This is a genomic window from Actinoplanes sp. NPDC049802 (genome assembly GCF_040656595.1).
Classification (GTDB): Bacteria; Actinomycetota; Actinomycetes; order Mycobacteriales; family Micromonosporaceae; genus Actinoplanes.
The window spans coordinates 67,367-90,827 of sequence record NZ_JBFAMR010000018.1; the positions used below are offsets into that span (position 1 = coordinate 67,367).

Below are 23,461 nucleotides of genomic sequence, written 5' to 3' on the forward strand. Positions count from 1 at the left end.
CGCCGCCGTTGCAACAGCACCCGCCGGTCCTCGGGCGACCGCGAGGCCCGACACCCCGCCGCGCTCGGGCGGCAGGCCGGGCCTCGCGATCAGCGGCGCCGAGCTATTACTCGACCGGGGTCAGACGAACCCGGCGGAGTAGCTGGGCATTCGCCGCGACCACGATCGTCGACACGCTCATCAAGACCGCTCCGATCGCGGGGCTCAACGTGATGCCGGCCCACGCCAGTATCCCGGCGGCGAGAGGGATCGCGATGACGTTGTACCCGGCTGCCCAGACCAGGTTCTGGATCATCTTGCGGTAGGAGGCTCGCGACAGCCGGATCACGCCGGTGACCGCTCGCGGGTCCGACGAGGCCAGCACCACTCCGGCCGATTCGATCGCGACGTCGGTGCCCGCGCCGATGGCCAGACCGACGTCGGCGCGGGCCAGCGCCGGAGCGTCGTTGACGCCGTCACCAACCATCGCTACCCGCAAGCCGCGGGCCTGTAGATCGGCGACCGCGCGGTCCTTGTCGGCGGGCAGCACCTCGGCGAACACCTCGTCCACCCCGGCGCGGAACCCGAGGTCGGCGGCGACCGCCTCCGCCACCGGCCGGGCGTCCCCGGTGATCATGACAATCTTGCTGATGCCGGCATCGCGGAGCTGCTGGATGGCCTGGCGGGCCTCGGGCCGGATTTCGTCCTCCAACGCGAACCCGCCGATCACCCGCGCGGTGGCATCGGTGTCGAGGCGCAGCAGGTGCAGCACCGCCGCACCCCGCTGGGACTGCTGCTGCGCCCACGGCGCGAGTTCCCCCGGCACGCTCGCGCCGAGTTCACGCAGCAGGGCGGGCCCGCCGACGGCGTACGTGCGGCCGTCAACGACGGCCTGAACGCCGCGGCCGGTCAGTGACCGGAAGCCGGTCGCGTTGGCGTGCAGCCCGCGGTCGTGGGCGACGGCGGCGAGGGCCCGCGCCAGCGGGTGCTCACTGTCGGCCTCGACCGCACCGGCAACGCGCAGCACCTTCTCCTCAGCGAAGCCGTCGGCTGCTGCCACGGCGGTGACGGTGTGGGCGCCCTTGGTCAGCGTGCCGGTCTTGTCGAACAGCACCGCGTCGATGGTGCGCATCCGCTCGAGCGCCAGCCGGTCCTTGACCAGGATGCCGGCCTTGGCCGACAACGCCGTAGACAGGGCGATCACCAGCGGAATCGCCAGGCCAAGAGCGTGAGGGCAGGCGATCACCAGCACCGTCACGGTCCGGACGACGGCCTGGTCCAGGTCGCCGAGCAGCCACCAGACGGCGAAGGTCAGCGCCGCGGCCGCGGTGGCGATGTAGAACAACATCGCCGCGAACCGGTCCGCCAGCACCTGAGCTCGGCCGCCGGCTGCCTGGGCCTGCGCCACCAGCCGGCTGATGCCGGCCAGGGTGGTGTTGTCACCCACCGCCTCCACCCGGACCCGGATCGCCGAGTCGGTCGCTACCGTTCCGGCCACCACCCGGTCGCCTTCGCCACGCGACACGGGCCGCGACTCGCCGGTGATCATGGACTCGTCGAGTTCGGCCGTACCGTCGACGATCCGCCCGTCAGCCGGCACCCGGGCACCGGAGCGCACCAGCACGGTGTCCCCGACGGCCAGGTCGGCGACCGGCACCCGTTCGACACCGCCGGTGCCGGTGAGGCGTGCGGCGTCGTCGGGCAGCAGCGCCGCCAAGGCTGCGAGCGCGCCCTGGGCCTGGCCGATCGCTTTCATCTCCTGCCAGTGCCCGAGCAGCATGATGGTCACCAGCGCCGCCAGCTCCCACCAGAAGTCCAAATCGAACAGCCCGAAGCTGGTGGCCAGCGACGCCGTGTAAGCCACCGTGATGGCCATCGAGATCAGCAGCATCATGCCGGGCGCCCGGTCCCGGATCTCGCTGACCGCGCCGGCCAGGAATGGCCAACCGCCGTAGAGGAACACCGCGGTGCCCAGGATCGGGCCGATCCAGGACATGCCGGGGAAGTCGAGGGTGTAGCCGAACCAGCCCATGATCATGTGGCTGGTCGCGACGATCGGGATCGTCAACGCGAGGCTGAGCCAGAACTTACGGCGAAACACCTCCGGATCATGACCGGCGTGCTTGTCGTGACCCTGCTGGCCGTGACCGCCGTGGGGTGCGGCGCTGGGCCCGCGAGCGTGGTGGTCATGCGCCGGTGTCGTCTGACCGGAATGCCCCTGCGCGCGGGCGTGGTGCAACGTCGCCGCGGCCGCGTGGTGTTCATGACCGTGGCCGCGAGTGTCGTGGATGGCGTTTCCGTGGTCACTGTGGGTCGGCATGTCGACCACCTCCAGCGCCGAAACTATACCCCCCAGGGGTATACCGCAAGGGTGGCGGGAGTCTTCCTCGCCACAGAGGCAAGAACACCCCGGCAGCATCACCTCCGCTCAGGCGCTCGTGCCGTCGCCCCGCACTGATAACTCCGTCTACTTTGCGGCGCCAGCGGGCTCCTCGGCGGCTGCCTCGGCGCCCGCCTATACAGCCCTGCCTGACGGAGAAGCCCTCCGTCTCCGGCTCGGCATCCCCCGTCACTGCCCGGGCCGTGCTTTACCTCTGCACCGGGCCTGCCGTAGGACCAGCTGGGACATTGCATCTCGCTTCGAGGCGCTACGAGCGTGTAGTCGTTGGGCTGGGCCTGTCGCTGATGTCAGCGGCGTAGCCCATCCAGTCGCCGGCTGAGAGCCGCTGCCAGTAGGCGGAGACATCGATCGACAACCCAAGCTTGCGGGAGAGAACGGCCGCGGGAAGCTCGGTGGCAAGCGCGAACAACGCGGCATTGCGACCGGCTCGGGGTTGAACACCGATCTTGGTCAAGCGCTTGCGCATGCCGGATTCGCCGATGTGCTGGCCAGGACGGTTTCCAGGGAACAGCCACGGGGACTCCCCGGGTGCGCCGAGCACGGAACGGCCTCGACGGCCGGCCAGGAGGTCCCTCATGATCTGGTCGAGCGGAGGCGCTAGCTGGATCGGCGAGGTGCCCAGGCGTAGCAGGATCCTGCCGTCTTCGTCGCTGACTTGGCTGGCCTGCAGCCGGATCACCGCTGTCATCTGCTGGGCGTAGAGCAGGATGATCAGGCCGGCTACGCGGTCGGCATCGGACACACTGTCGTCGTGCAGGAGCCGGCGAGCGGTGGCCCACCGTTGGTTCTCGTCGAACGGCCCGTTAGGGCCTGTCCAGGCGAACGTCGGCACGACGATGCCCGAGGCATGGCGCTGGGCGACCGCCCAGCGGATGAAGGCACTCGCGTTCTTGGCGTGGATGCCCGGCAGCAGCAGGATGGCATCGACGTCGCCCTGGGTGCAGGTTGCCATCGTGCGCTGCCGTTGTGGTAGCCGGTCGAGGAAGGCAACGGCCGCGACGATGAGCCGGCGAACGTTGAGATACTGCTGGTGAGTGATGGCCTCGTCCGGCCTGAGTCGCTGGCGCAGCCGTCGCAGCAGACGCCAGTGCGCGTAGCCGTGCAGGATCCGGCGCTCGGCGGGATCGGGCCGCGCGTTGACGGCCTCGCGGGCCAACCGTTCCAGGGCCACCGAACGCTCGTCGCGGTGCGGCAGTGTTCCCGCTGCCACCAGGACGCTGCGGATGTGCGCGAGCGTCGGGCTGGGCGGCAGCTCATCAAGGACGTCATGCCCGAGCGGTCCGATCCGGTCACGCAGCCGGGCCAGGATCGCATGGACCTGCCGCTTGCCGAGCCAGAGCAGCGCGGTATCGGGGCGTTCAACGCTAGTCAGCGCGGTTTGCAGGACAAGCAGTTCCGGCCGCAGCCGTGCGCCGTCGACAGTAAGGAGTTCCTCCAGGTGGAGGGCGAGCTGACACCGCTGGCAGGCGACCGTGGTGAGTTGCCAACCGGTGCCGCAGCGATGGCACGACCTCCAGCGGGCGGGATCGGGCTCCAGGCAGCGGGCGCACAACGGCTGGGCGAGGGTACCGGCCCGCACGGGCGCGACCGTTCGACAGCGGCTGCAACGTTTCCACAGTCGAACACACGTCTTGCACCAAGGCAGGCCGCTGACCTGCCCGATCTCGACCTCCTTGTGGCGCCCGCAGATCGAGCAGGTGCCGTGCTGTCGTGGCCTGCAGGACCCACACACCGGTCGGCCGTCCTCGTGGCGGACGGAGGCTTGCCGGAGATTGCCGCACACCGTGCAGCGTTCGCGCACCATCGGGTCACGTCGCATACAGTTTGAACAGACCAGCAGACCGGACTCGTCCCGCCAGGTTCGGGGCCGGCGGATACCGCACCGGCTGCACGGCTGAGCTTTTGCTTGCTTGAAGCAAGGCTGGCAGACTCGCCTGCCGTCGATTTTCAGATCAACTTTCCGCTGCTCGCCGCACCGGGGGCACCGCGGCAAAGCCACCGTCGTCGCCCCCGCGGCGGTCAGCCGTTCAATGAAACGCAGGAGCCTCGGCTCCGGTGCTTCAGCGCCGTCGCCGGTCAACAGGCCAGGACGCTCGAGCACGTCTCGGGTCATCCGGCGCCGCAGCACGGCCCGGACAGCGACCTGCTGCAGGATGCCCGCAACCACCTCGACGGTCATGGCCGGCTCCAACTCGACCACCAGATCGACCAGCTGGGCTTCATCGCAGCCGTCGTCGGGGCACTTCTGACACAGCGGCTGGCCCTGCCGGTCCCGCTTGTTCACCACCCGGGTGCGGCCACAGCCCACGCAGACCTCCGGCGGCCGATGACAGCTACGACAACACCAAAAGCCGCCGCGGCGGCTACACAACGTTCGCAGTTCCTTCCCGCAGCCACAGCAGCGGGGAGCCGACACACCCCGCGCCCCGGCCTTTCTCAATGCGGCCAGCAGCCGGCCCACCGCCAACACCGACGGCGACTCGCCACTGGTCAGGACCTGCGGGTTCCCTCTCAGCTCCTGCGCCACACGCCGCCGGATGACCGGTCCACGGACGGTACGCGCGACGATCTGCCGGACCTGATCGCCGGGGAGAAAGGTCTCCACCGCACAGATCCGCTCGACAATCGCGTCCAAGGGGTCAGTGACCGACTCTCCCGCCGCCGGCATCACGGCGGAGTGATCCTAGCCCGCTTGGGCCGCAAATCGCCCAGCCCCGTCTCGGGTGCGTTCTGCCCGACCGCGGCCTTGCGTGACGCCGTCCTGCCGGTCGCGGCGGCGACAGGCTCAATCAAGTCATCCATCCGGCAGTCCAGAATGTCGAGCAAGGCCATGAGGATCTTCAGGCTCAGGCGCTCCGGCCGTTCCGTCACCAGCCGGTAGACCTGGCTGGAGGACAGCGCGATTCCCCGTTCGGCGAGCAGCGGGATGAGGTCGCTGGTGGAGAACATTCCCCGGTCCGCCATCACCGTGCGCAGGTTCCACAGGTAATCAAGCTTCGCGTTCATCGGTTCGGTCCTCTCCCTGCCGCTGGCGCCTGAAGGCAGGCGCCAGAGCAGACTGTAGGGCGGAGTTCATGAAGTCGTCGCTGACATGGGTGTAGACCGCCGTCGAGCTGTCGTTGTCATGGCCGACCTGTTGCTGGATGAAGCGTCGGTCCACCCCGTCTTCGGTCAGGTGGGTCACGTACGAGTGCCGCAGCGAGCGCGGAACGAGGGCCTTGGGCAGCCCGAGAGCGTCGCGATACTCCGCGAAGCGATCGTTGATCTGCGTGGCGCGGACTCGGCCACCGCGCTCGGTCACCCACAACGCAGGATGGTCGGGAAACCCGAACCTCGGTCGCACGTTCTCCGCATAGTCCTGAACGGCTTCGACCGCCCAGCCCATCACCGACAACACGTTGCGTCGGCGCGGCTGCTGGCCTCGCTTCGCCTTACCGAAGCGCACCAGCAACGTGCCGTACCGGCCAAAGCGATGCGCCTTCGGGTTACGTCCGAAGTCCAGCACGTCGAGCTTGGCCGTCTCAGTCCGTCGCAGACCCCAGCCGTAGATGACCTTGAAGATGGTGGCGTCTCGATACGCTGCGAGAGCACCCTTGCGTCCCGAGCGCAGCGCCCGTTCTACCTGGTCGTCGGCGTAGTCGAGGAAGCGTTGGAGTTCCTCGCGGCTGAAAGGGCGGGCTTCGGGACGGCCTTCGTAGTCCTGCAGGTGAGGAATCGTGTTCCACTCGTGGCAGATGGCGACCGGGTGCGTGCCGAACGCTTCCTCGCACGCCGGTGCCCATCCGTACCGGCGGTCCACCAGGAACTCCGTGAAGAGTCTCATAGTGCCCTGATAGCTGCGCACGGTCGACGGTGCGAGGCTCCGCTCACTGGTCAGCGCAGCCGACCACTCGTCCATATGCCCTGCCGACCAATGCCAGGGATATTCGGCGGTGAACGCCTGGAAATGACGAACGATCCGGAGGCGGTCATGGATCGTCGCATGATTGAGGTTCCTGGCCAGTTGCTGCGATCGCCACCCGCTCAACATGGCGGCGACCATGGCGTCCTCGGGATGAAGGTGCCGCACGCCGCCGACCAGTTCCAGATGAGCCGACCCCGCCAGGTCCGAACCCTTTGAGCGCACCGCCGCTCCTCCCGTTTGATGCAGGAATCATGCATCAAACGGGAGGTCATGAAAAGGTGTGCAGGTTAAGCCGTAGACGGTAGCTTTAATTTCACATCCGTGACTGCACCGGTCACTGCCTTGATCTGCCAGCGTAGAGCTCGCCTGATGCAATATCGGACGGTTGGCCAGACCTCTACCCCAGTAGGCGCGGCGGAGTTGGTAAGAGATCTCCCAGGGGCCTCGTTTACGGGCCAGACTGCCGCTGCCAACCACCTCGCCGGAGACCCGATCGACGATGACGAACTGCCCCCAGACCGGGGCGGTGACCTTCCGGGCGGCTCTATCAGCAGCGATGTCCCGGTCTACAGGCCCGCCGATGTAACGGCGCACCTCCGGGTCGGTCGCCATCTCGATGAGGGCTGGCTCGTCGCCGACAGTTGGTGGCCGGAGGAGCACTTGATCGCCCGCCGGTGTGGGGGTGAGCCAGCCTGTCATTGGTTGCGCTCCGCAGGAGGGGGACGTGGGGGTGGCTTGAACCATGGTGGCAAAGCGACGCGCTGATCGGGCCGGGCGCGCCGCGGCGCTGGCTTTCCTCGATCGAGCACCCCGGCTGCAGTCAACCGCGACGAGGCTGACGCCAGCACCCCCTCTAGTTTTGCGGCGCTACTGGCCGGATTGAGCGACGACCGAACTGCTCCGCGATCCTGGAGCGTTCCGCCGATCTTGCGATTGTTGTGAGGACGTCGAGGTGGGTGCAGTGTTCGATGACCTGCCGATCAACCTCGTCCAGGGAGCCGTATCCCTGGAGGAAGGTCTCTTTGAGGTCAGGGCGGGTGGGCCACACACGATTGGCGAAGCGGACGAGGTCACGCGCAGCAAGGTCGTATCGGGCGTGCTCGAAGTCGATGACGGCAAGTTCCCCGGTCGGCTGTACGACAAGGTTCTTCGGGGTGTAGTCGAGGTGGCACGGAACGGCGGGGATGGGTCCGAGCTGCGCCAGCTCTCGTAGGTGCACGATAATTTCGGCCTGCCGCTGACGCGGTATGACGGGTCCGGCGACTGACAGCCAGTAGTCGCCGCGGGATGCCAGCCAGGCGGTCATGTTGGGGTCAGGGCGCGGAGGTTCGGCGTGGTGCAGCCAGGAGAGCAGGGATCCGGCTTGCCGGTGAAGGTCGGCTTCCTGTCGAGGATCGAGGTCGGCCTCGGCGAGAGGGCGCCCGGGAAGGGCGCTCGTGATGATTGCTGGCGGATCGTTGATCGCGGCAATCAGGCGGGCTGACCGTCCACGTAACGCCGAGGTCCAGTGCCGATAGGCGTGGACCTCCTGGCTATGACGGTCCGGGCTGCGGTGCCGTTTGACGATGACCGGGCCGGCGTTGGTCGCGGCGCGCAAGACCGTGGTGCCGTTGTGCCCGGCATGGACCATGACGATCTCCGCGCGCGGGTCGACTGCACGCTGGCACAGGCGGAGGAGCAGGGCCACTTCGGCAGAAGTCACGGTTTTGCTCCGGCCAGGTGCCGGGTGTCGTTGTGGGCGGCGAGCATCCAGGTCCTTCGGTCGAAGCGGTTGACGTGTTGTTGCCACCGGGTGAGGGAGGCGTGGTCGGTGACGAAGCCCAGGTTGAGGCGGACGGGCGCCGGGAGCTGCATGAGTAGGACGTGGACTGCTTCGATGGTTTCGCCGTGGCCGGCGATGAGGATCCGCTCGCCGAGGTGCTTGTCGATGATCTGCTGGAGCGTTGTGGTCGCTCGGGCAAGGTACGCGTTCCAGGTTTCTGAGCCTGTGGCGTAGGGCTCGTCGGGGTTGTGCTGCGGCGGGCCGCCGAACGCGCTTTTCACGTCGCGCCATTGGAGTCCGTCGGCGTCTCCGTGGTCCGGGCCGCGGAGGTCGTCAAGGATGGTCGCTTTCAGGGGCAGGGTTGCGGTGAGAACCTCGATGGTCTCCAGGACACGCCGGCGAGGTGAGCCGTAGAAGGCGGTGTACGGGCGGTCGTGGTGTTCGGTGGCCAGGCGCTTGGCCAGTGGTTCTACCTGGTTACGGCCGTGGAAGGTGAGGCCGGTGCAGCCGTGCTCCCCGCCGACGGTGCCGGTGCGGTTGTTGTTGGCCTCGCCGTGGCGGACGAGGACGAGTTCGGTGGTGACAGCCACGATGATTTCCTCTCTATGGGGAGGGCTCGGTGCTGGTGTCGGCATGCAGTCGGCCGGCTGGCCAGGGGTGCCGGTAGCCGTTGGTGTGCAGGTAGCGGGCTGTGAGCAGGCCGTGGATGTCCGCGTAGCTCGCGAATTGCCATAGCGTGCAAGGGGCCGCGGGTCCGCCCGCAGCAGTGACGTGGTCGTTGTAGATCGCGAGCAGGGCGGTGGTGTAGGAGAGGGCTGAGCTGCCGGTGGTCATGACGGCTGAGACGACCAGTTTGGCCAGGTCGTAGCCGAACGGAGCGAGGGTCAGGTCATCGAAGTCGAGGAGCGCTGGGCCACTCTTCGTGATCAGGAAGTTGCGGATGTTGGCGTCCTTGTAGACAGCCGCAGGAAGACCGGCAGTGTCGAGCCCGCTGTCGGCGAGCACACGGTGCCGGCCGGTGTAGAAGTCGGCGATGGTCAGGCCGGCTCCGGTGTCGAAGGGGCGATCCAGGTGTGCCTGGTGCAGGTGCCGGGCGTAGGCGATGCCGTGTAGCCGGCCCAACGCTGCGGCCACTTGTGGGAGATCGCCGAGTTCGGGTGTGTGTCCGGAGATCCGTTCCAGGATCAGGTGAGTGGCAGTGCCGGGGAAGCGGTGAGGCAGTCGGATGCCGGCACCGAGGTCATCCCACCAGCGCAGGTGAGCCTGGGCTGCCAGGCCGCAGGCCGGATCGCGGTACCGCTTGACGAAGGCGGTCGAGCTCACGGGAGTTGGGCTACCAGGTACGTCACGGTGGAAAACGTCGTGAGCGGGCTGTCCGGAAGCCGGTTTAGCAGCGCTTCGGCAAAGGCGTCGGGGCGGACAGCGACCTCGGGTGGGAGCTGGTACTTCGGGATCGTTGCCGCGTATTCGGCGAGATGAGCAAGTCCGTCGAAGCGGAAGGTGTGCCGCTGATCAATGCGCCGACGTATTACGAACCCGGCGCGGGTCATCAGGTCCTGGGCGTTATCGGTGTGGAACGCCTGGTAGAGGCTTGGCCATCGTCGCGCGTCGCCGTCGAGGCCGCTGTTGGCGATGATGTCGTCGATCTCCTGGTAGCTGTCGGTCGACTTCGTCGCGGCGATGAGGTGCCCGTCCAGGGTGAGGGCCGCACCGATCTCGGCGAGCGCGTCGACCGGCTGGGGCGAGTGGTACAGGCAGAACGCTGCTACCGCCAGGTCCGCGGGCCCGAGGAGGTCGCGCAGGTGGTGGAAGTCGGCGGTGACGGTTTCGATGTGCCGGCCTGTGGCGGCCAGGCGGTCGCGTGCGGTGTCGAGCAGCGCTGGTGACTGATCGACGGCGATCAAAGTAGCGTCCGGGAATCGGCCGGCAAGGCTAAGGGAGGTCGTGCCCCGACCGCAGCCGATGTCGACGATGCGGCGGGGCATCGGGTTGATGGTGGCGGCCAGCGTGGTGATGGTCGCGGCGGCATCCGCACCGCTCACCTTGGCGCGGTGCAAGGCGGCGGTGCGGCGTGCGAGCCGGTCTGGGGAGTCGTACAGGACGTCACGGACGGTGGCGGGGTCGGTGAACGGTGCACGTGGGGTGGGCACGGTCGCCTCCACGGGGATGTCAGGTCGGCGGGGTGCCGATCTGGTCAAGGAATCGGTTGGCCTGGCGGCGGCTGGTCAGCTGCACGTAGCGGGCCTGCTGGCCATGCTCGGCGACCAGGGCGTTGACGCGGGGGCGCATGCTGCGCCGGTAGCCGATGACGTATTTGATGAATGACCACGTGATGCGGTCGTAGACGCCGTCGTTGTGCTGACCGCCGCGGTAGCGCCGGCGGCGCTGGGCGATGCCCCATAGGCAGGTCCGGGCCGGCAGGTCCAGGAAGACGACGGTGTCGGCACGCTCCAGCCGGATCGGCAGGGTGGAGGCGTAATTGCCCTCGATGATCCATCGGTCGGCGGCGACGAGCTCGCGCTGGATGGCGGCGAACTTGTCCATCGGGGTGGGGTTCCATTGGTCGTCGTAGTACAGCGCGTCGAGGCTGGTGACGGTCAGGCCGAGGTGGTCGGCGAGCCGGTTGGCAAGGACTGTTTTGCCGGAGCCGCCGCAGCCGATGATGGCGATTCTGTCCATGGCCCGCGACGGTAGTCGCGGCCCGGGTGCGCTGGGTGGAGGCCAGCCGGTCATCACCTCACCTCGACAACGGCATGACCGGCCAGGACGCCGGCGATGACGTCGAGCTGCCGGGAGAGGCGGAACAGGTTCAGCCGTTCGAGGCAGCCGGCAAGGAGATCGGCATGCCAGGGTGTTCCGGCTCGCTCGGCCAGGATGTTGAGCAGGCGCGCCGCCTGAGTTCCATCGCCGATGTGCAGCTCCGGTGGGGTAAAGCGAGCGGCGTCCCGGATGTCGGCCGGGGTCAGGGGAAGACATCCGGCGAGGACTGCCTCGAAGAGCCGTTGGGTCATGTGCCCGACGGCGGCGTACCGGTCCGGCAGGAGCACGATGGTGGCAAGCGACCGCTGGTAGAGGGCCTGCGTGCCGGCGAACGGGATGCGCCCGGTGAAGTTCAGGCCGGGCCAGCCTTGGGTGTGCGGCCACTTTCCGGCAATCAGGTGCGTGTGGGCGCGGGCAGCTGGGGCGAAGAACCTGTCGAAAGCGTCGTCCCGGTCGTACTGATTGCCGATGTAGAGCAGCGGAAGATCTCGGCGTGCTGCGGTCAGGGCCGCCGGGTCAGCGCTGTCGAGGGCGGCGTCCACGATCGGGAACAACAGGCTTGTCGCGCCGGGCGAAGGATGCAATGCGGGTTCGCATACGGTGACGTTGCTTGCACGGCGCAGCGGATCGTGCTCGTTGAGGCGACGGTCCTTGTCCCACAGCAGCGTCGGCGTGCCCGCGGTCGTGTAGTGGGCGAGGAGCTGCTGTTGTCGGTGCAGGTCACAGGTGTGGCCGGGCCTGTCGCACGGGGTGGTGTTCCGGCCGCCGATCGGCCACCGCCACTCCAGGAAGAGAGCGTCGATGTCCGGCAGTCCAGCATCCCACTGGTAGGTGGCGGTCAGGTCGTCGCCGGCTTCGAGGAGATCTCGGTTGGCCTGGAGGAACACGATGTCGTTGCCGCGCGCGCGGAGCCCGTCCACGAGGACACGGCGGTGGCTGCGGCCTCCGTCCGGCGTATCGGTGATGCCGGGGCCGAGAAATCCCCAACAGCTGTAGCCGATCAGCATTTGGTGACCCACCAGCCTTCGATCATCAGGGCGTCGAGGCCGCTATCGGTCAGGCAGTCGAGAGCCATGTCGGGTGTGCCGCAGATCGGCTTGCCCTTGACGTTGAGCGACGTGTTGATCAGGACGGGATGTCCGGTGATGGCGGCGAACTCGGTGAGCACGTCGGCGAGGAACGGGTTCGCCAATGGGGTGACGGTTTGGACCCGGGCGAGGCCGTTGGCGTGCACCACTGCTGGAAGGTGATCGAGGGTCAGGGCGGTGACGCCGGAGGCGATCGACATGTACGGGGCCGGCTGCGGCAGAGTGAAATAGTCGTTTGCCGCCGTTTGCAGCACGACCGGCGCGAACGGGCGGAACGGCTCCCGGAACTTGACCGTCGCGTTCAGGCGATCCACGACGTCTGGCAGTAGCGGGGACGCGAGGATCGATCTGTTCCCGAGAGCGCGCGGGCCGGCTTCCAGCGCACCCTGGAACAGCCCTACGACGTATCCCTCGGCGAGTTTGAGCGCCAGGTGTTTGGCCGGCTCGGCGGGCCTCGACGCGGTCAGGCCGGCCCGAGGCGTCTCGGCAAGGCGCAGCCCGGTGTAGGCGGGGCCGAGGTAGCAGCGTCCGCTGACCCCGACCCCGAGCCGCCGGCTTGCGTCGAGGTGCACGGCGAGTGCCGCTCCGATCGCGGTACCGGAATCGCCCGGGGAGGGGGGAACGTGCACCTCGTCGAAGATGCCCTCAGCGACGATCTTGCCGACCGCGACGCAGTTCGCGGCGACGCCGCCGCCCACGCACAGCAGCCGCATCCCGGTGACCGCCTTGGCCTGCCGGGCCAGGTGCAGCATCACGTCTTCGGTGCGTTCCTGCAGTGCCGCGGCCAGGTCCGCGTGAACGGTGTCGACCGGGGCTGCCGGAGCCCTGGGCGGACACGTCGCCGCTGTGAAAGCCGGGCTGACCCGCGGATAGCCGGTGGTCAGCACCCTCAGCGGGAACCAGCGCGGATTCAGGGCGAAGCCGCGCTCGGTGATCGCGATGGCATCGTGCATTAGGGCCCGAAACCGGCGCGGATCACCGAGCGCCGCCAACGCCATGACGGTGCCCTCCTCGTCGCCGCGACGCCAGCCGAGATGTTCGGTCACGGCGCCGTAGGCGTAGCCGAGCGAGGCGGGATCCGTGATGTCCTGGACGATCGTGGTGCGGCAGCCGCCGTCCGAGAGTCGCAGTCCGCTGCCGATCGTGGTGGTCTGTACCTCGCCCAGGCTGTCGACCACCAGGATCGCTGCGGCTTCGTACGCGCTGGACCCGAAGGCGTAAAGGGCGTGAGCGCGGTGATGCAGGACCGGCTGGATGCTGGCTTTCGTAAACAGGTCTTTCAGGTGGGTCATGCGCTGCCCGAACCGGCTGTGGATCTTGCGGAAGCTGTCAGCGCGGGGTTGTGCCCGGTCGCGGGTCTCGGGCATCTGTGCGTAGAGGTTGATGGCCGGGAGTGCGTCCAGGTAGCGGTTGCCGTCAAAGTTGTAGGCCACCGTGTCGATGTCCGCCGATTCCAGGCCAGCGGTGGCGAGCAGCCAGTTCACCGACAGCTCGGGGTAGGCGGCGGTGTGCTTCACCCCGGTGAGACGTTCTTCCTCGGCGAACCCGATTAGGCGTCCGTTGACCAGCAGGGCTGCGGCGGAATCGTGGGTGTAGGAGCAGAGCCCGAGCACGACGTTCCGGGATTTCACTGCACGCCGCCTGCCTGCGCGCCGGCCAGTTCGGCGGGCGCGCTGAGGTGGCTGTACCAGGCACGCAGCGCTTTCCCGCCGTCCCCGCTGATGCTGTCGGCGGCGGCGCGTGCGGCAACACGGTCGCCGGCGCTCCAGAGCCGGTAGCTGGCCAGCATCCCAGCCATCTCGTGCCAGGGCTCCGCGGCCTCGGTGCTGACGGCGCCGGTGATCACGGTGTCGAGGAATTCGGTGAATCCTTCGGCAGGGGCCGCGAGCGCCGGCATGAGCGGGGACGGGGTGACCGTGGTGGCGCTCAACTCGGCGGCCTGCTGGTCATGCTGGGCGTAGAGGTGCAGGGAGTCCACGTGATGGTGGTAGCTGCCCAGCTCGACACCCAGCCAGCCGGCCATCAGCTCCTGGATGAGCGTGGCGGTGAACAGGTCGTAAGGCAAGCCGAGCCACACGTCGTTGCTGCGCATCGTGGTGTGCATGTCCAGCCGGCCCCGGCGGACGAAGAATCGGTAGTTCAGGGTGCAGGGCACATCGCGGGTGCCAGTCGTGTCGCGCTGCGGATCGTAGAGCTGGATGACGGCTTGCCGGCTGTCCGGATCACGGGTCAGAAGCCGACGGACGTAGTCGAGCTGGTCGACCTCGCCTTGCCAGCGTCGCATCCGCGGCCCGTATGCACCTTGCAACCGGCCGTCATCGGCGTACTGGGCCAGGGACCGGTTGTAGGTGAAGATCCACGGGTCGTCGGAGCCGGACAGAATCCACAGCGCCTCGGCGACCGCGAACGCCGGGTTGAGCAGCCGGGCCGGCGGCACGTCGATGAACCGCCGGCGTGGCTGCGTCAGGCACAGGTGCGCGCCGAGCACCTCGGTTGTCGCCATCCCTCGCGGCGCGGCGAAGTGACCTTGCTGAAGGACTTCGTGGCATACGGCCGCGTACAGCCCGTTCGCAGACGCTGAGGTCAGGAACATGCCGATACCTCTTCCTAGATCGTGACGGGCTGGGGGATGTACATTCGCAGCGATTCGGGCGACAGGCCGCGCAGCCAGGTGGCGTGCCGGCTCATCCCGGTGTGCAGGTCGACCTGCGGGCGGTAGCCCAGCAGGATGTGGGCCAAGGCGAGATCAGCGGAGGTTGCCGGGACGTCGCCCGGCTGCGCGCCGGACGCGGTCAGCGGAACCGGATTGCCTGTTACGTCGCGAACAGCCCTGATCACGTCGATCATGGAGACGCTGGATCCGCCTCCAACGTTGACCACCGCTGCGGGCACCTGCACGTCCGCGGCGGCCATGGTCGCGGACACCACGTCGTCCACAAATGTGAACTCGCGTCGTTGTGTCCCGTCGCCGAACAGCGTGTACTGCTCGCCCGTCAACGCCGCGGTCAGCATCCGCCCGATCGCCATGTCCGGCCGTTGACGGGGCCCGTACACCGTGAAGTACCGCAACGCCGTGACCGACAGTGTGCTGCCGGGCCGCTTGGCGTAGGCAAGGCAGAGCTGCTCGCCGGCGAGTTTGGTGACGCCGTACGGAGAGATCGGCTGGGTCGCGTCGACCTCCCGGCTCGCGCCGCCGGCTTCGCCGTAGACACTGGATGACGAGGCGTAGACCACCTTTGGCACCTTGGAGGCCCGGCAGGAGTCGAGCAGCCGTTCGGTCGCCAAGATGTTCGCCGTCACATAGGCGAAGAATCCGGTCCAGGACGTCCGCACCCCCGGGACGGCCGCCAAGTGGTAGACGCAGCTCGCATCGGCCACGATGTTGTCCAATCGCACGTCCATCAGATCTCCGCCTACCAGGGAGAACTGCGGATGAGACAGGGCTTGCTGAAGGTTGAGCCGCGCGGTGGGATTGTCGTCGGGAGTGCGTCTGTCGAGGCCGATCACCCGGTGCCCTCGGTCGAGGAGCGCCTCCACGAGATGGGAGCCGATGAACCCGGCAGCGCCTGTGACTACGACCTTGGACCTGCCACCGCTCGTCGCCATCGGAAACCGTCCTTCGCTGGTCGAATGTTTCGGTGCCGATGGCTGTGCGGCCTGCTCGCCGTTGGCACGGCCGAGCCGGTTCGAGTCGATGTCCACCGATCCGCCGGGCAGGGTCGAGCCGATCAGGGCCGATCCGGGGGCGGACGCGGCCAGTACGGGGGCCTCAGGCCGCGTCCGCCGGATCACCGTCATCGGAGGTTCACCTCGTGACGGGAGTCAGGTTCCTGCCCCGGGACCGGGGCAGTTTGTGCGCACAGGGCCGCGGAGGACGCGCCGGGGTCGGTATCACGGACCCAGCCGAGGAAACGGTCGTAGAGATCAGGCGCAGGCTGCTTGCTGTGCTGGAAGAAGTCGTTGATCGCGTCGATGAGGCAGGGGCCCAGGAACCAGAAGAGCGACATCGTCGAGCCTTTATGCTCGGCCAGCAGCACTGTCCTGCTTTCCCGACACGGCCACGGTTCACCGCAGGCGACACATGACCAACGTGGTCGTCCCGCTGTGTGTGTCCGCAGCGGGACGACGCCTTGGTCGGTTCCAGGGCCAGCACCCGGAAAGTCGCTCGGTGTGAACGTCATTCCCGCGACTCCTTCCTTGCCGGGGTCGGTGATCGTCGCGCTGGCCCGGCATTGGTCGGCCGAACCCGCGAGGGTCTCGGCGCGGACCCGATCCGCATCACGCCGACCACCTTCACGAAGATCGATCGACGCTCGACTGCTTCTCCGCTGAGCCCGAGAACGTAGACGTCGAGCCATATCCAGCCGTCGTACGTCGCGCGGTGATCCACTCGGATGACCCGCGCTGTCAGTGCACGGTCGCCGGCGAACTGGACGCTGGCAGCAGCCCCGACGTGGATCACGGCTCCGGGGTACGGCATCACGTGACGTCACCGCGATCCCGCCAGGGAGAAACGCGGAATGTCGACGCGCAACGCGTTGATCAGCTCCGGACGGCTGGCTCCCGGCTGCCGCACCGGTAGCCGCAGGCTCCGCGCGAACACCGTGGCCGCGCCCTCACGCTCCGAGCACGGCCCCGTTACGCCGCAGGCCAGGCAGCGCCCGGTCGCACTCGACGTCACGTGCACGTCGAGAGTTGTCTGAGCCTCCGCCAATCGATCAGCTGACTTCGCGTAGTACGTTTCCCCCACCGTCGTTCACCTCCCGGATGGTCGCCTCGCGCCGGATCCCTGGACCTGGCGATGCGTAAGACCTTCGATTTGCCTGACGCCCGGACGATGCCGGGCAGGCGGAGGCCAAGGCGGGCAGCCAGGAGATTTTCAAGAACTTCGATTTCTTGAGTGGATCTCGTCGCCGTACGGAAATCACACTAGGTAGCTGTCCGTTTTGAGACTGCTACAGAAGTAGTAGAACGGCGGTCTCGCGCGTCTACTGTGAATTGGTGACCCCAGCCGCGACCTCACCCACCCCCGGCATCGGCGCTGCCATCGCCACGCACCGGCGAGCATCCGGTCTCACGCAGGCGGAACTGGCTACACGAATCGGCAAGTCAGTGCAGTGGATCTCCGCTGTCGAGCAGGGGCGAAAGCATGCTGAACGGCTGACGGACTTGGTCAGTATCGCGACGGTGCTCGCATGCACGCTTGACGATCTTCTTGGTCGGCCGGTCGACTCCCTGACGTCCGGAGCCCGTCGAGTGCCGCAGGCTGAGGCGATCGCAGCAGTACGGGCAGTGATCATGAGGGCTGCCGTGCCGGCCAGTCAGGTTAGAGAAGTATCCGAGCTGGAGGCCATCGGAGCCCGGGTCGCCGATGCCTGGTCCATCTGGCACGGATCACCGGTCGCGCACTCCACGCTGGGCCGTCTACTGCCATCGCTTCTCGACGACGCCATCGCCGCCTATCACAGCGCACCGGAGCGCCGTCGAGATGCCGCCCGGCCGCTTGCCGGCGCATACCAGATCACCCGCCAGTGGCTTCATCATGTGCCTGATGGGGACCTCGCGTGGGTGGCGGCTGATCGCGCGATGTCAGCGGCCAGGGAAGCCGATGATCCGCACCTCATCGCCCTGGGGGCCTGGGCGTTGTCGGCGTCGTACCGGCGTGCTGGCCAGCAGGATGAAGCGACCAGGCTGTGTCTGGCCGCGGCCGACGAGCTGAAAGTCTGTATGGATACCGCGGGTACCGAAGACGGCTCCAACCCTGATCCTCGCCTGCTCGCTGACTTCGGCATGCTGCATCTCGCCGCCGCCGTCAGCTCGGCCCAGTCGGACGACGACAACCGCGCGTGGGCGTTGCATCGGGTAGCAGACGAAGCCGCCCGTGCAATCGGCACCAGCTACGACCCATGGACGGCCTTCGGCCGCGGCAACGTGGACATCCACGGGCTGGCGTTGAGCGCCGAACTCGGCCGCGCCGACGACGTCATCGAATACTCGTCACGGCTGACCATCGACGGCGTCCCGAGCGTCGAACGCCGAGCCGCAGCCCTCATCAACACGGCGCGCGGCTACGTCAGGCGGGGCGAGGACGAAGCCGCGGCGCTTGTCCTCCTGGACGCCGAAAAGGTCTCCCAGGAGGAAGTTCACGACTCAACCCTTGTCCGCGAACTCCTTCGGGAACTGCTGCACCGCGACCGGGCACGGGCACGGACTCACGTGCTGGAGCTGGCGCGCCGCTGTGGCCTCATCGGCGGATAAGGAAGGGCGCGAGTCTCCCGGCGCTGTGAGGTATCACCGGCGCCTATGGCGTTTCGGCTCCTGAAGGAGGTCGAGGAGCGCCGCCACGACCGCGGGAGTGGCGTCGGCCATCTCCATGGCGGCGAGCGGTCCACCGTTACTGCCAGCCGCTCCGGCCCTGCCGTGGACGAGCGCGGCCATAGCGCCAGCATGCGGTGCGTCGACACCCGTGGCCATCAGCGCCCCGGCGATACCCGCGAGAACGTCTCCTGATCCCGCCGTAGCCATCCAGGAGACGCCGTCGGCCTGGCTGAAGACGGGCCCAGCCGGACCGGCGACCAGTGTTGTGGGACCTTTCAGCAGCACAGTCGCGTCCGCCTCGATGGCCAGCCACCGAACGTGCCGCAAGGGCTGAGCCTCGACAGCCTCCCGGGTGACCTCGTGGCCGAGCAACACCAGCATCCGCGCCAGTTCACCGGCATGGGGAGTGAGCAGGATTGAAGTGGCGGGCGCGGCCCGTGATCCGGACGCGCGTTCTCGAACGCAGGCGTCGAGAGCACCGGCGTCAACGACGCAGGGTAGGCCGGACGCCAGGGCGGTCGCGATCGCTTTGTCCTGCACGGGGTCGTCCTCGACACCCGAGCCGAGAAGCCACGCCTGGACACGGCCCATGCCGGGAACGGCCTCAGGGCGCGCGGATAGCACTTGTGCCGTGACATGCGATGGGCCGACGTAGCGCACGACCCCGACACCGGCTCGTATCGCGCCGGCAACAGCCAATACCGCCGCGCCGGGGTACCGATCCGACCCGGCGACTACCCCGAGCAGACCCCTGGAGTATTTGTGGGCGGTATGAGCGGGCACCGGCCATCGCAGTGCGGCACCGCGTTCCGTCAGCCGCCGAACCACCGGCTCAGCATCGATCTTCGACTGCATTCCCACATCCGCGAAGATGACCCGCCCGGCGGCGTGCGAGGCCGGCGGCAGCAGGAGGCAAGGATGAATGGTCCCGAACGCCACCGTGACATCAGCGACTACGTGCGCAGCGGGGGTCTCGCCGGTCTGCGGATCCACACCGCTGGGTAGGTCCACTGCGACCACCAGCGCACGTGATGGAATCGCCTCAACCAGGGCCAATGCGTGATCCTCCAGGCCCGGGTGGCCGCTGAGCCCGACGATGCCGTCCAGTACCAGGTCGGCTCGCTGCAGAAGCTGTTTCGCAGCGCGGCTCGACTCCCCGTCCCGGACCTCGACCAGGCGCCCGTTCGACTCCTGGAATTTCCTCAGCCCCCGAGCGTGAACGCCGTCCCCGACGGCAAGGGCATCCACGGCCACTCCCCGACGCCGGAGAATTGCGCCGGCAAGCAACGCATCTCCGCCGTTGTGGCCCGGACCGATCAGCATGACGACGCGGGAACCGTAGATTCGTCCGGTCGCCTCCTGAAGGAGATCAGCGCACACGACCGCCAGACGTGCCGCCGCCCGGTCCATCAGAAAGCCCGTCGGTTTGTCCGCGAGAATGCGCTTCTCGGCCTGCCGAAGATCATCCCCGCTTGAGCTGATCACGTATTCACTTCGATCCACGCCGTCAGCCTGCCACAGGCACCTTGGGGTTGCGGCCGCTGAACGCGGGAGCACCGCCACAGCGCCCCTGTCCGACGGCCGTCGGATTGGTCGCGCGCCCATTGCAGCGGGCGCGGAGAGCCTGCGCCGTTGAGCCGAGGGCAAATGGAGGAGTCACGACGCGCGGTAGGGTTGGCGTGTGACCACCGACGTCCGCCCGATCAGCGCGCCCGACGGCATCGGCTATGACGCCCTGATCTTCGACTGGGATGGCACGCTCGTCGATAGCACTCAGGTCTGCTATGTCGCCTTGGCTCGTGCGCTCCGAGACGTCGGCGTGCTCCTGGACCCTCAGTGGTACTGGCCGAAGCAAGCGATTGCGTCGCCGGACATGTTGATCATCTGGGAGCAGGAGTTCGGAAGGCTGCCGGAACCGATCAGCGAAGTCATTGATCGATGCCGCCGGTACGTCATCGAAGCCTCACCCGATCTAGTTGTGTTCGACACCTATGCGCAGATCGCACGGAAGGCACATGCCCGCGGACAGTCCCTCGCGATCGGCTCCAACAGCGCAGACGTGACCGTTGCCGCTGGCCTCAGGGAGACTGGACTTGACACGATTTTCGACACGGCCGTGACGTGGAGCGATGTTCCACCGGGGCGCGGAAAACCGGCACCAGACATCTTCCTACTGGCAGCAGAACGCCTCGGCATAGATCCACGGCGATGCCTTGTGTACGAGGACGCAGTGCACGGTGTCGAGGCAGCCCTGCGTGCCGGAATGACGGCGTTCAATGTGCAGACCGGCAAGTTGCTTCAACCCTGACCCAAGAGCGCCGCCGGCCGACCGGCAGCGACTGCGGCCAGCCATTGTCTTCCATGACAATTTCGCCCACCACGAGGCGAAGATCTCCGCGCCGGCGGCGACGTAGTCCGGGTCGGGCGGGCTGGCCGGAGAGACCAGGCGCACACGGTCCCCCGGACTCAGCCGAGGACTCAACAGGACCGGACGGGCCTCCTCCTGCGCCTTGTTCCGGATCGTCGCATCGGAGCAGTCCAGATCGCCAGCGCCGCCAACACACGGGGGCCAGTTCGACGGAGCCCGAACAGCGCGATGCGGTTCCCGGGCCGGCAATGAGCATCGGCACACCCCTGATCCGGCCACGCTATACACGGGTTGATCACCACGCCGTACCTCTGGCGCCACGTGCTGGAGCCGGCTCTACCGCTTGGGAAGTCCTTGCCATCGCATGGACCACACCTGCTCGTGCTCGCCGGCGAGCGCTGTTCTGAGGATGCCGGCGAAAGGCCCGTCCGTGAACGCGACGCCGAGGCTGACGTAGTCATTGAAGTCAGTTTTGACGTCGGCTGCGGTCGGCCCGACGCGGATAGTGCGTGGGAAGGGCTCGGCCGGAGTGGCGCCGATCAGGAATTCGCCGGGGTGGTGGCGGTGCGAGCGTTCGGGGATGTCCACGCAGATTCTGAGGTGGGTGATTTCGGTGGTGAAGACGCTGTCCCCGGCGAGGGCGGTGATGGTGTATCTGCCGGCGGCGCTGAACGCCGTCTCGCTGCCGAGTAGCGGGGCTTGGCTGTGCTGTTCCGTGAAGGCCAGGAGCCCATGTGCGTCGACGGTGGTCAGGTCCGCGGTGAGGACGTGTTTCGTACCTAGGGGCAGCACAGCGGGCAATCCGATGCCGTCGGATTGCCACGTCGAGGCCAATTGGAGACCGTTCTGGGTTCTGGTGACCGTGAACTTCATGCCCGGTCCTGCTTCGTCATCCATGGGTTCGTCATCGGCAGGGTTGGCGGCCTACCACACCAGCGGCCACCAACTCCCGCCGGACTTGTCATCGCTGTGGCGGCCGGTCTTGCGCCGGAGGCGCAAGGGAATCCCTTCCCTTCCCGTTCCCTTCCTTTCCCTTCCGTCCGGGAGCCTTCACGGAGTCAGCAGTGAATGCTCCGGGACGCACCAGGGCGCCCTTTTTTCGCAAGGGTGTCCGGTTTAGTGGTCGCGAGCCGACCAGATGCCGACAGATGCTGGGTAATCTCCGGGATTCCTCAGTGAGCCCTCCGTGACTTGCACCGGAAGGCTCACCGGGGGAAAGGAAGTGGAAGGGAACCGGAAGGGAAGGGAAGGGATTCCCTTGCGCCTCGCGGCACAGCGACCGACCGCCCTCGACGGACACAGCAGCGCACCGCCGGCATTCCACCGATGCCGGCGTCTCGACATTGGCCGACGGGAGGGACGACCAAGCCCGGGTGTCGTTCGAGATCGGCTGGTGCTACCTGCACGAGTATGAGGCTGGCGCCGAACCGAGGACCGGCCCGTCCGACAACAACAGTTCACGACGCGCCCCCGCCCGGTGAGGGCTGGCCGCGTCTCGCGGCGAGGACACTGGCGGGGTCTCGCGACGCTCTCCGATGACGACGAAGGGGCCGCAGATGCGCGAGGTCAGGTGACCATCGTGAGGTCCCGTGCACGCGACGGCGTCTACGATCTGGCGAATGTCTCCCCGTAAGTCGCGCGTCGTGGTCGCCGCTGAGGCCGGCGACCCGGTCGCGGCGCTCGCCGTGGCGTGCCTGGCGTACCTCGACACGACCGACGACGTCGAGCGGGCACGACTCGGGGGTGAGGTCCAACGGCTGATCCCGCAGGCGAACGTCGTGCTTCGCAAACTGCGGCAGCGGACGGTGATCCGGCTTCGCGACGAGCAACGACAGACGTGGGCGGCGATCGGTGAAGCACTCGGCGGGCTCTCGCACCAACGGGTACAGGCGCTCTACCACGGCAGCATCCCCGGCCTGGCGTCAACGACCCGCCGCAGTCCGGACGACCCTCCGGGGCCGCTGATGCCGGAGCCTGGCCAGCGCAGCGAACCTCGGGCGAGGACCGGCACCCAGCAGGGACGTGCCCGGAGGAATTCACCGCGGCACGTCACCCAGTTCGAGGCCGAGTAAGCCCGACCGCATCCCTGCGGACTCACGGAGCCGTACGTGAGGGTTCACGGAACAGGGCCAGCCATACATCCCAGTATCGGACTGGCCATACACGGCCATCTCATTCCAGCCATACACGGGCGTCGTGCTCCGGCCATACGCGGCTGTCTGCTCGTAGCCACACGATGATTCCAGGGTTTGGCCTGGAGGGTTTGATCTTCGGGAGTTGGTGCTCGGAAAACCCCCTCCGCAGGACGCCTCGGCCTCTCGCCGGCCGTAGCCGGGTCACCTTCTCGCTGCGCTCGCTCAGGCGCTTCGCGCCAGCATCATCGAATTCTCAGCGGCTGAACGGGCCGTTCGCGACCCAGATCACCGCCCGCCCATGTCGTAACAGGTTGCGGCCAAAGGAAACCCCGCGTCGACGGTGAAGCCGGTGCGGGGCTGAGGTGAGCGGCCGGATGTCAGGTCGTCAGGGCCGGCGTCGGAGCGAAGACGCCGCGCGGGGCGAGCGCGTCGGCTGCGGCTCGTAGTTCGTCGTGGGCGCGGCCTCGAACTTCGGCTTCGCGTTCGTACAGGGCTGCGACAGCGGGGTTGTCGGCGAAGATGGCCCGGGTCTGCCAGCCGGCGGCAGCGTCGATGACGTGCAGGGCCTGGCGGCGTAGTGCTTCGACAGCCCAACCGGCGGTGGCGGCGGTCATGGTGATCGTGAGGGTGACCTGCTCGTCGTCCCGGGTGGTGTCCACGGCACTGCTCCTTCCGAACCCAACGTCTCGTACACCCTGTACATCGGCAGTCGATGGGGCTGAGTCCTCCTCTGAACGTGGCGCACC

21 protein-coding genes are annotated in these 23,461 nt (G+C 67.7%); 3 read left to right on the forward strand and 18 right to left on the reverse strand.

The features are described 5' to 3' along the window. Nucleotides 1-106 precede the first annotated feature (106 nt). From AB0I88_RS15360 to AB0I88_RS15430, 15 genes are all read right to left on the reverse strand, one after another. Nucleotides 107-2,080, reverse strand: a complete 1,974-nt coding sequence (locus AB0I88_RS15360; RefSeq protein ID WP_361023567.1) for a heavy metal translocating P-type ATPase — start codon at nt 2,078-2,080, stop codon at nt 107-109. Between the two features lie 547 nt (nt 2,081-2,627). After that, on the reverse strand, nt 2,628-5,015 hold the full coding sequence (locus tag AB0I88_RS15365; protein WP_361023570.1) for a hypothetical protein: 2,388 nt from the start codon (nt 5,013-5,015) through the stop codon (nt 2,628-2,630). Nucleotides 5,016-5,047: 32 nt separating this feature from the next. Next, nucleotides 5,048-5,386 carry a helix-turn-helix transcriptional regulator gene (locus tag AB0I88_RS15370; protein ID WP_361023573.1) on the reverse strand — a complete coding sequence of 113 codons (339 nt, stop codon included), beginning with the start codon at nt 5,384-5,386 and terminating at the stop codon, nt 5,048-5,050. Next, nucleotides 5,370-6,506, reverse strand: coding sequence for a tyrosine-type recombinase/integrase (locus AB0I88_RS15375; RefSeq protein ID WP_361023576.1), 1,137 nt, complete (start codon nt 6,504-6,506; stop codon nt 5,370-5,372). The genes AB0I88_RS15370 and AB0I88_RS15375 overlap by 17 nt, the downstream gene beginning before the upstream one ends. A 27-nt stretch (nt 6,507-6,533) precedes the next feature. After that, nucleotides 6,534-7,028: a GNAT family N-acetyltransferase gene (locus AB0I88_RS15380; RefSeq protein WP_361023579.1), complete on the reverse strand. Its 495-nt coding sequence runs from the start codon at nt 7,026-7,028 to the stop codon at nt 6,534-6,536. 109 nt (nt 7,029-7,137) lie between these two features. Continuing rightward, nucleotides 7,138-7,986, reverse strand: coding sequence for an aminoglycoside phosphotransferase family protein (locus tag AB0I88_RS15385; protein WP_361023582.1), 849 nt, complete (start codon nt 7,984-7,986; stop codon nt 7,138-7,140). Continuing rightward, nucleotides 7,983-8,636, reverse strand: a complete 654-nt coding sequence (locus tag AB0I88_RS15390; protein WP_361023585.1) for a histidine phosphatase family protein — start codon at nt 8,634-8,636, stop codon at nt 7,983-7,985. Before AB0I88_RS15390 ends, AB0I88_RS15385 begins: the two co-directional genes overlap by 4 nt. A 13-nt stretch (nt 8,637-8,649) precedes the next feature. Then, entirely contained in the window at nt 8,650-9,369 is a 720-nt protein-coding gene (locus AB0I88_RS15395; protein WP_361023588.1) for a phosphotransferase, read from the reverse strand. Next, nucleotides 9,366-10,196: a class I SAM-dependent methyltransferase gene (locus tag AB0I88_RS15400; RefSeq protein WP_361023591.1), complete on the reverse strand. Its 831-nt coding sequence runs from the start codon at nt 10,194-10,196 to the stop codon at nt 9,366-9,368. The genes AB0I88_RS15395 and AB0I88_RS15400 overlap by 4 nt, the downstream gene beginning before the upstream one ends. Nucleotides 10,197-10,215: 19 nt before the next feature. Further along, a complete protein-coding gene (locus AB0I88_RS15405) occupies nt 10,216-10,725 on the reverse strand; it encodes a topology modulation protein (RefSeq protein WP_361023594.1) in 510 nt (169 codons plus the stop codon). A gap of 53 nt (nt 10,726-10,778) precedes the next feature. Continuing rightward, nucleotides 10,779-11,813, reverse strand: a complete 1,035-nt coding sequence (locus AB0I88_RS15410) for a hypothetical protein (protein ID WP_361023597.1) — start codon at nt 11,811-11,813, stop codon at nt 10,779-10,781. Continuing rightward, entirely contained in the window at nt 11,807-13,525 is a 1,719-nt protein-coding gene (locus tag AB0I88_RS15415; protein ID WP_361023599.1) for a carbamoyltransferase C-terminal domain-containing protein, read from the reverse strand. The genes AB0I88_RS15410 and AB0I88_RS15415 overlap by 7 nt, the downstream gene beginning before the upstream one ends. Next, nucleotides 13,522-14,487, reverse strand: coding sequence for a thymidylate synthase (locus AB0I88_RS15420; RefSeq protein ID WP_361023601.1), 966 nt, complete (start codon nt 14,485-14,487; stop codon nt 13,522-13,524). Before AB0I88_RS15420 ends, AB0I88_RS15415 begins: the two co-directional genes overlap by 4 nt. Nucleotides 14,488-14,501: 14 nt before the next feature. Beyond that, on the reverse strand, nt 14,502-15,596 hold the full coding sequence (locus AB0I88_RS15425) for an NAD-dependent epimerase/dehydratase family protein (protein WP_361023604.1): 1,095 nt from the start codon (nt 15,594-15,596) through the stop codon (nt 14,502-14,504). Between the two features lie 92 nt (nt 15,597-15,688). Beyond that, nucleotides 15,689-15,931 (reverse strand): hypothetical protein, encoded by a 243-nt coding sequence (locus tag AB0I88_RS15430; RefSeq protein WP_361023607.1) that lies wholly within the window; start codon nt 15,929-15,931, stop codon nt 15,689-15,691. Nucleotides 15,932-16,895: 964 nt separating this feature from the next. Between AB0I88_RS15430 and AB0I88_RS15435 the strand changes: the two genes are divergently transcribed. Then, nucleotides 16,896-18,152 (forward strand): helix-turn-helix transcriptional regulator, encoded by a 1,257-nt coding sequence (locus AB0I88_RS15435; protein ID WP_361023610.1) that lies wholly within the window; start codon nt 16,896-16,898, stop codon nt 18,150-18,152. Between the two features lie 33 nt (nt 18,153-18,185). Here AB0I88_RS15435 and AB0I88_RS15440 read toward each other — a convergent pair whose 3' ends face one another. Continuing rightward, complete coding sequence (locus tag AB0I88_RS15440; RefSeq protein WP_361023612.1) at nt 18,186-19,715, reverse strand: NAD(P)H-hydrate dehydratase; 1,530 nt, start codon at nt 19,713-19,715, stop codon at nt 18,186-18,188. Between the two features lie 178 nt (nt 19,716-19,893). Here AB0I88_RS15440 and AB0I88_RS15445 point away from each other — a divergent pair, with 178 nt between their 5' ends. Continuing rightward, entirely contained in the window at nt 19,894-20,520 is a 627-nt protein-coding gene (locus tag AB0I88_RS15445) for an HAD family phosphatase (protein ID WP_361023614.1), read from the forward strand. Between the two features lie 396 nt (nt 20,521-20,916). Here AB0I88_RS15445 and AB0I88_RS15450 read toward each other — a convergent pair whose 3' ends face one another. Further along, nucleotides 20,917-21,477 (reverse strand): hypothetical protein, encoded by a 561-nt coding sequence (locus AB0I88_RS15450; protein WP_361023617.1) that lies wholly within the window; start codon nt 21,475-21,477, stop codon nt 20,917-20,919. A 722-nt stretch (nt 21,478-22,199) separates the two neighbouring features. Between AB0I88_RS15450 and AB0I88_RS15455 the strand changes: the two genes are divergently transcribed. Next, nucleotides 22,200-22,652 carry a hypothetical protein gene (locus tag AB0I88_RS15455; RefSeq protein WP_361023620.1) on the forward strand — a complete coding sequence of 151 codons (453 nt, stop codon included), beginning with the start codon at nt 22,200-22,202 and terminating at the stop codon, nt 22,650-22,652. Between the two features lie 440 nt (nt 22,653-23,092). On the opposite strand, the gene AB0I88_RS15460 is transcribed toward AB0I88_RS15455, so the two are convergent. Further along, nucleotides 23,093-23,374, reverse strand: a complete 282-nt coding sequence (locus AB0I88_RS15460; protein ID WP_361023623.1) for a hypothetical protein — start codon at nt 23,372-23,374, stop codon at nt 23,093-23,095. Nucleotides 23,375-23,461 lie beyond the last annotated feature (87 nt).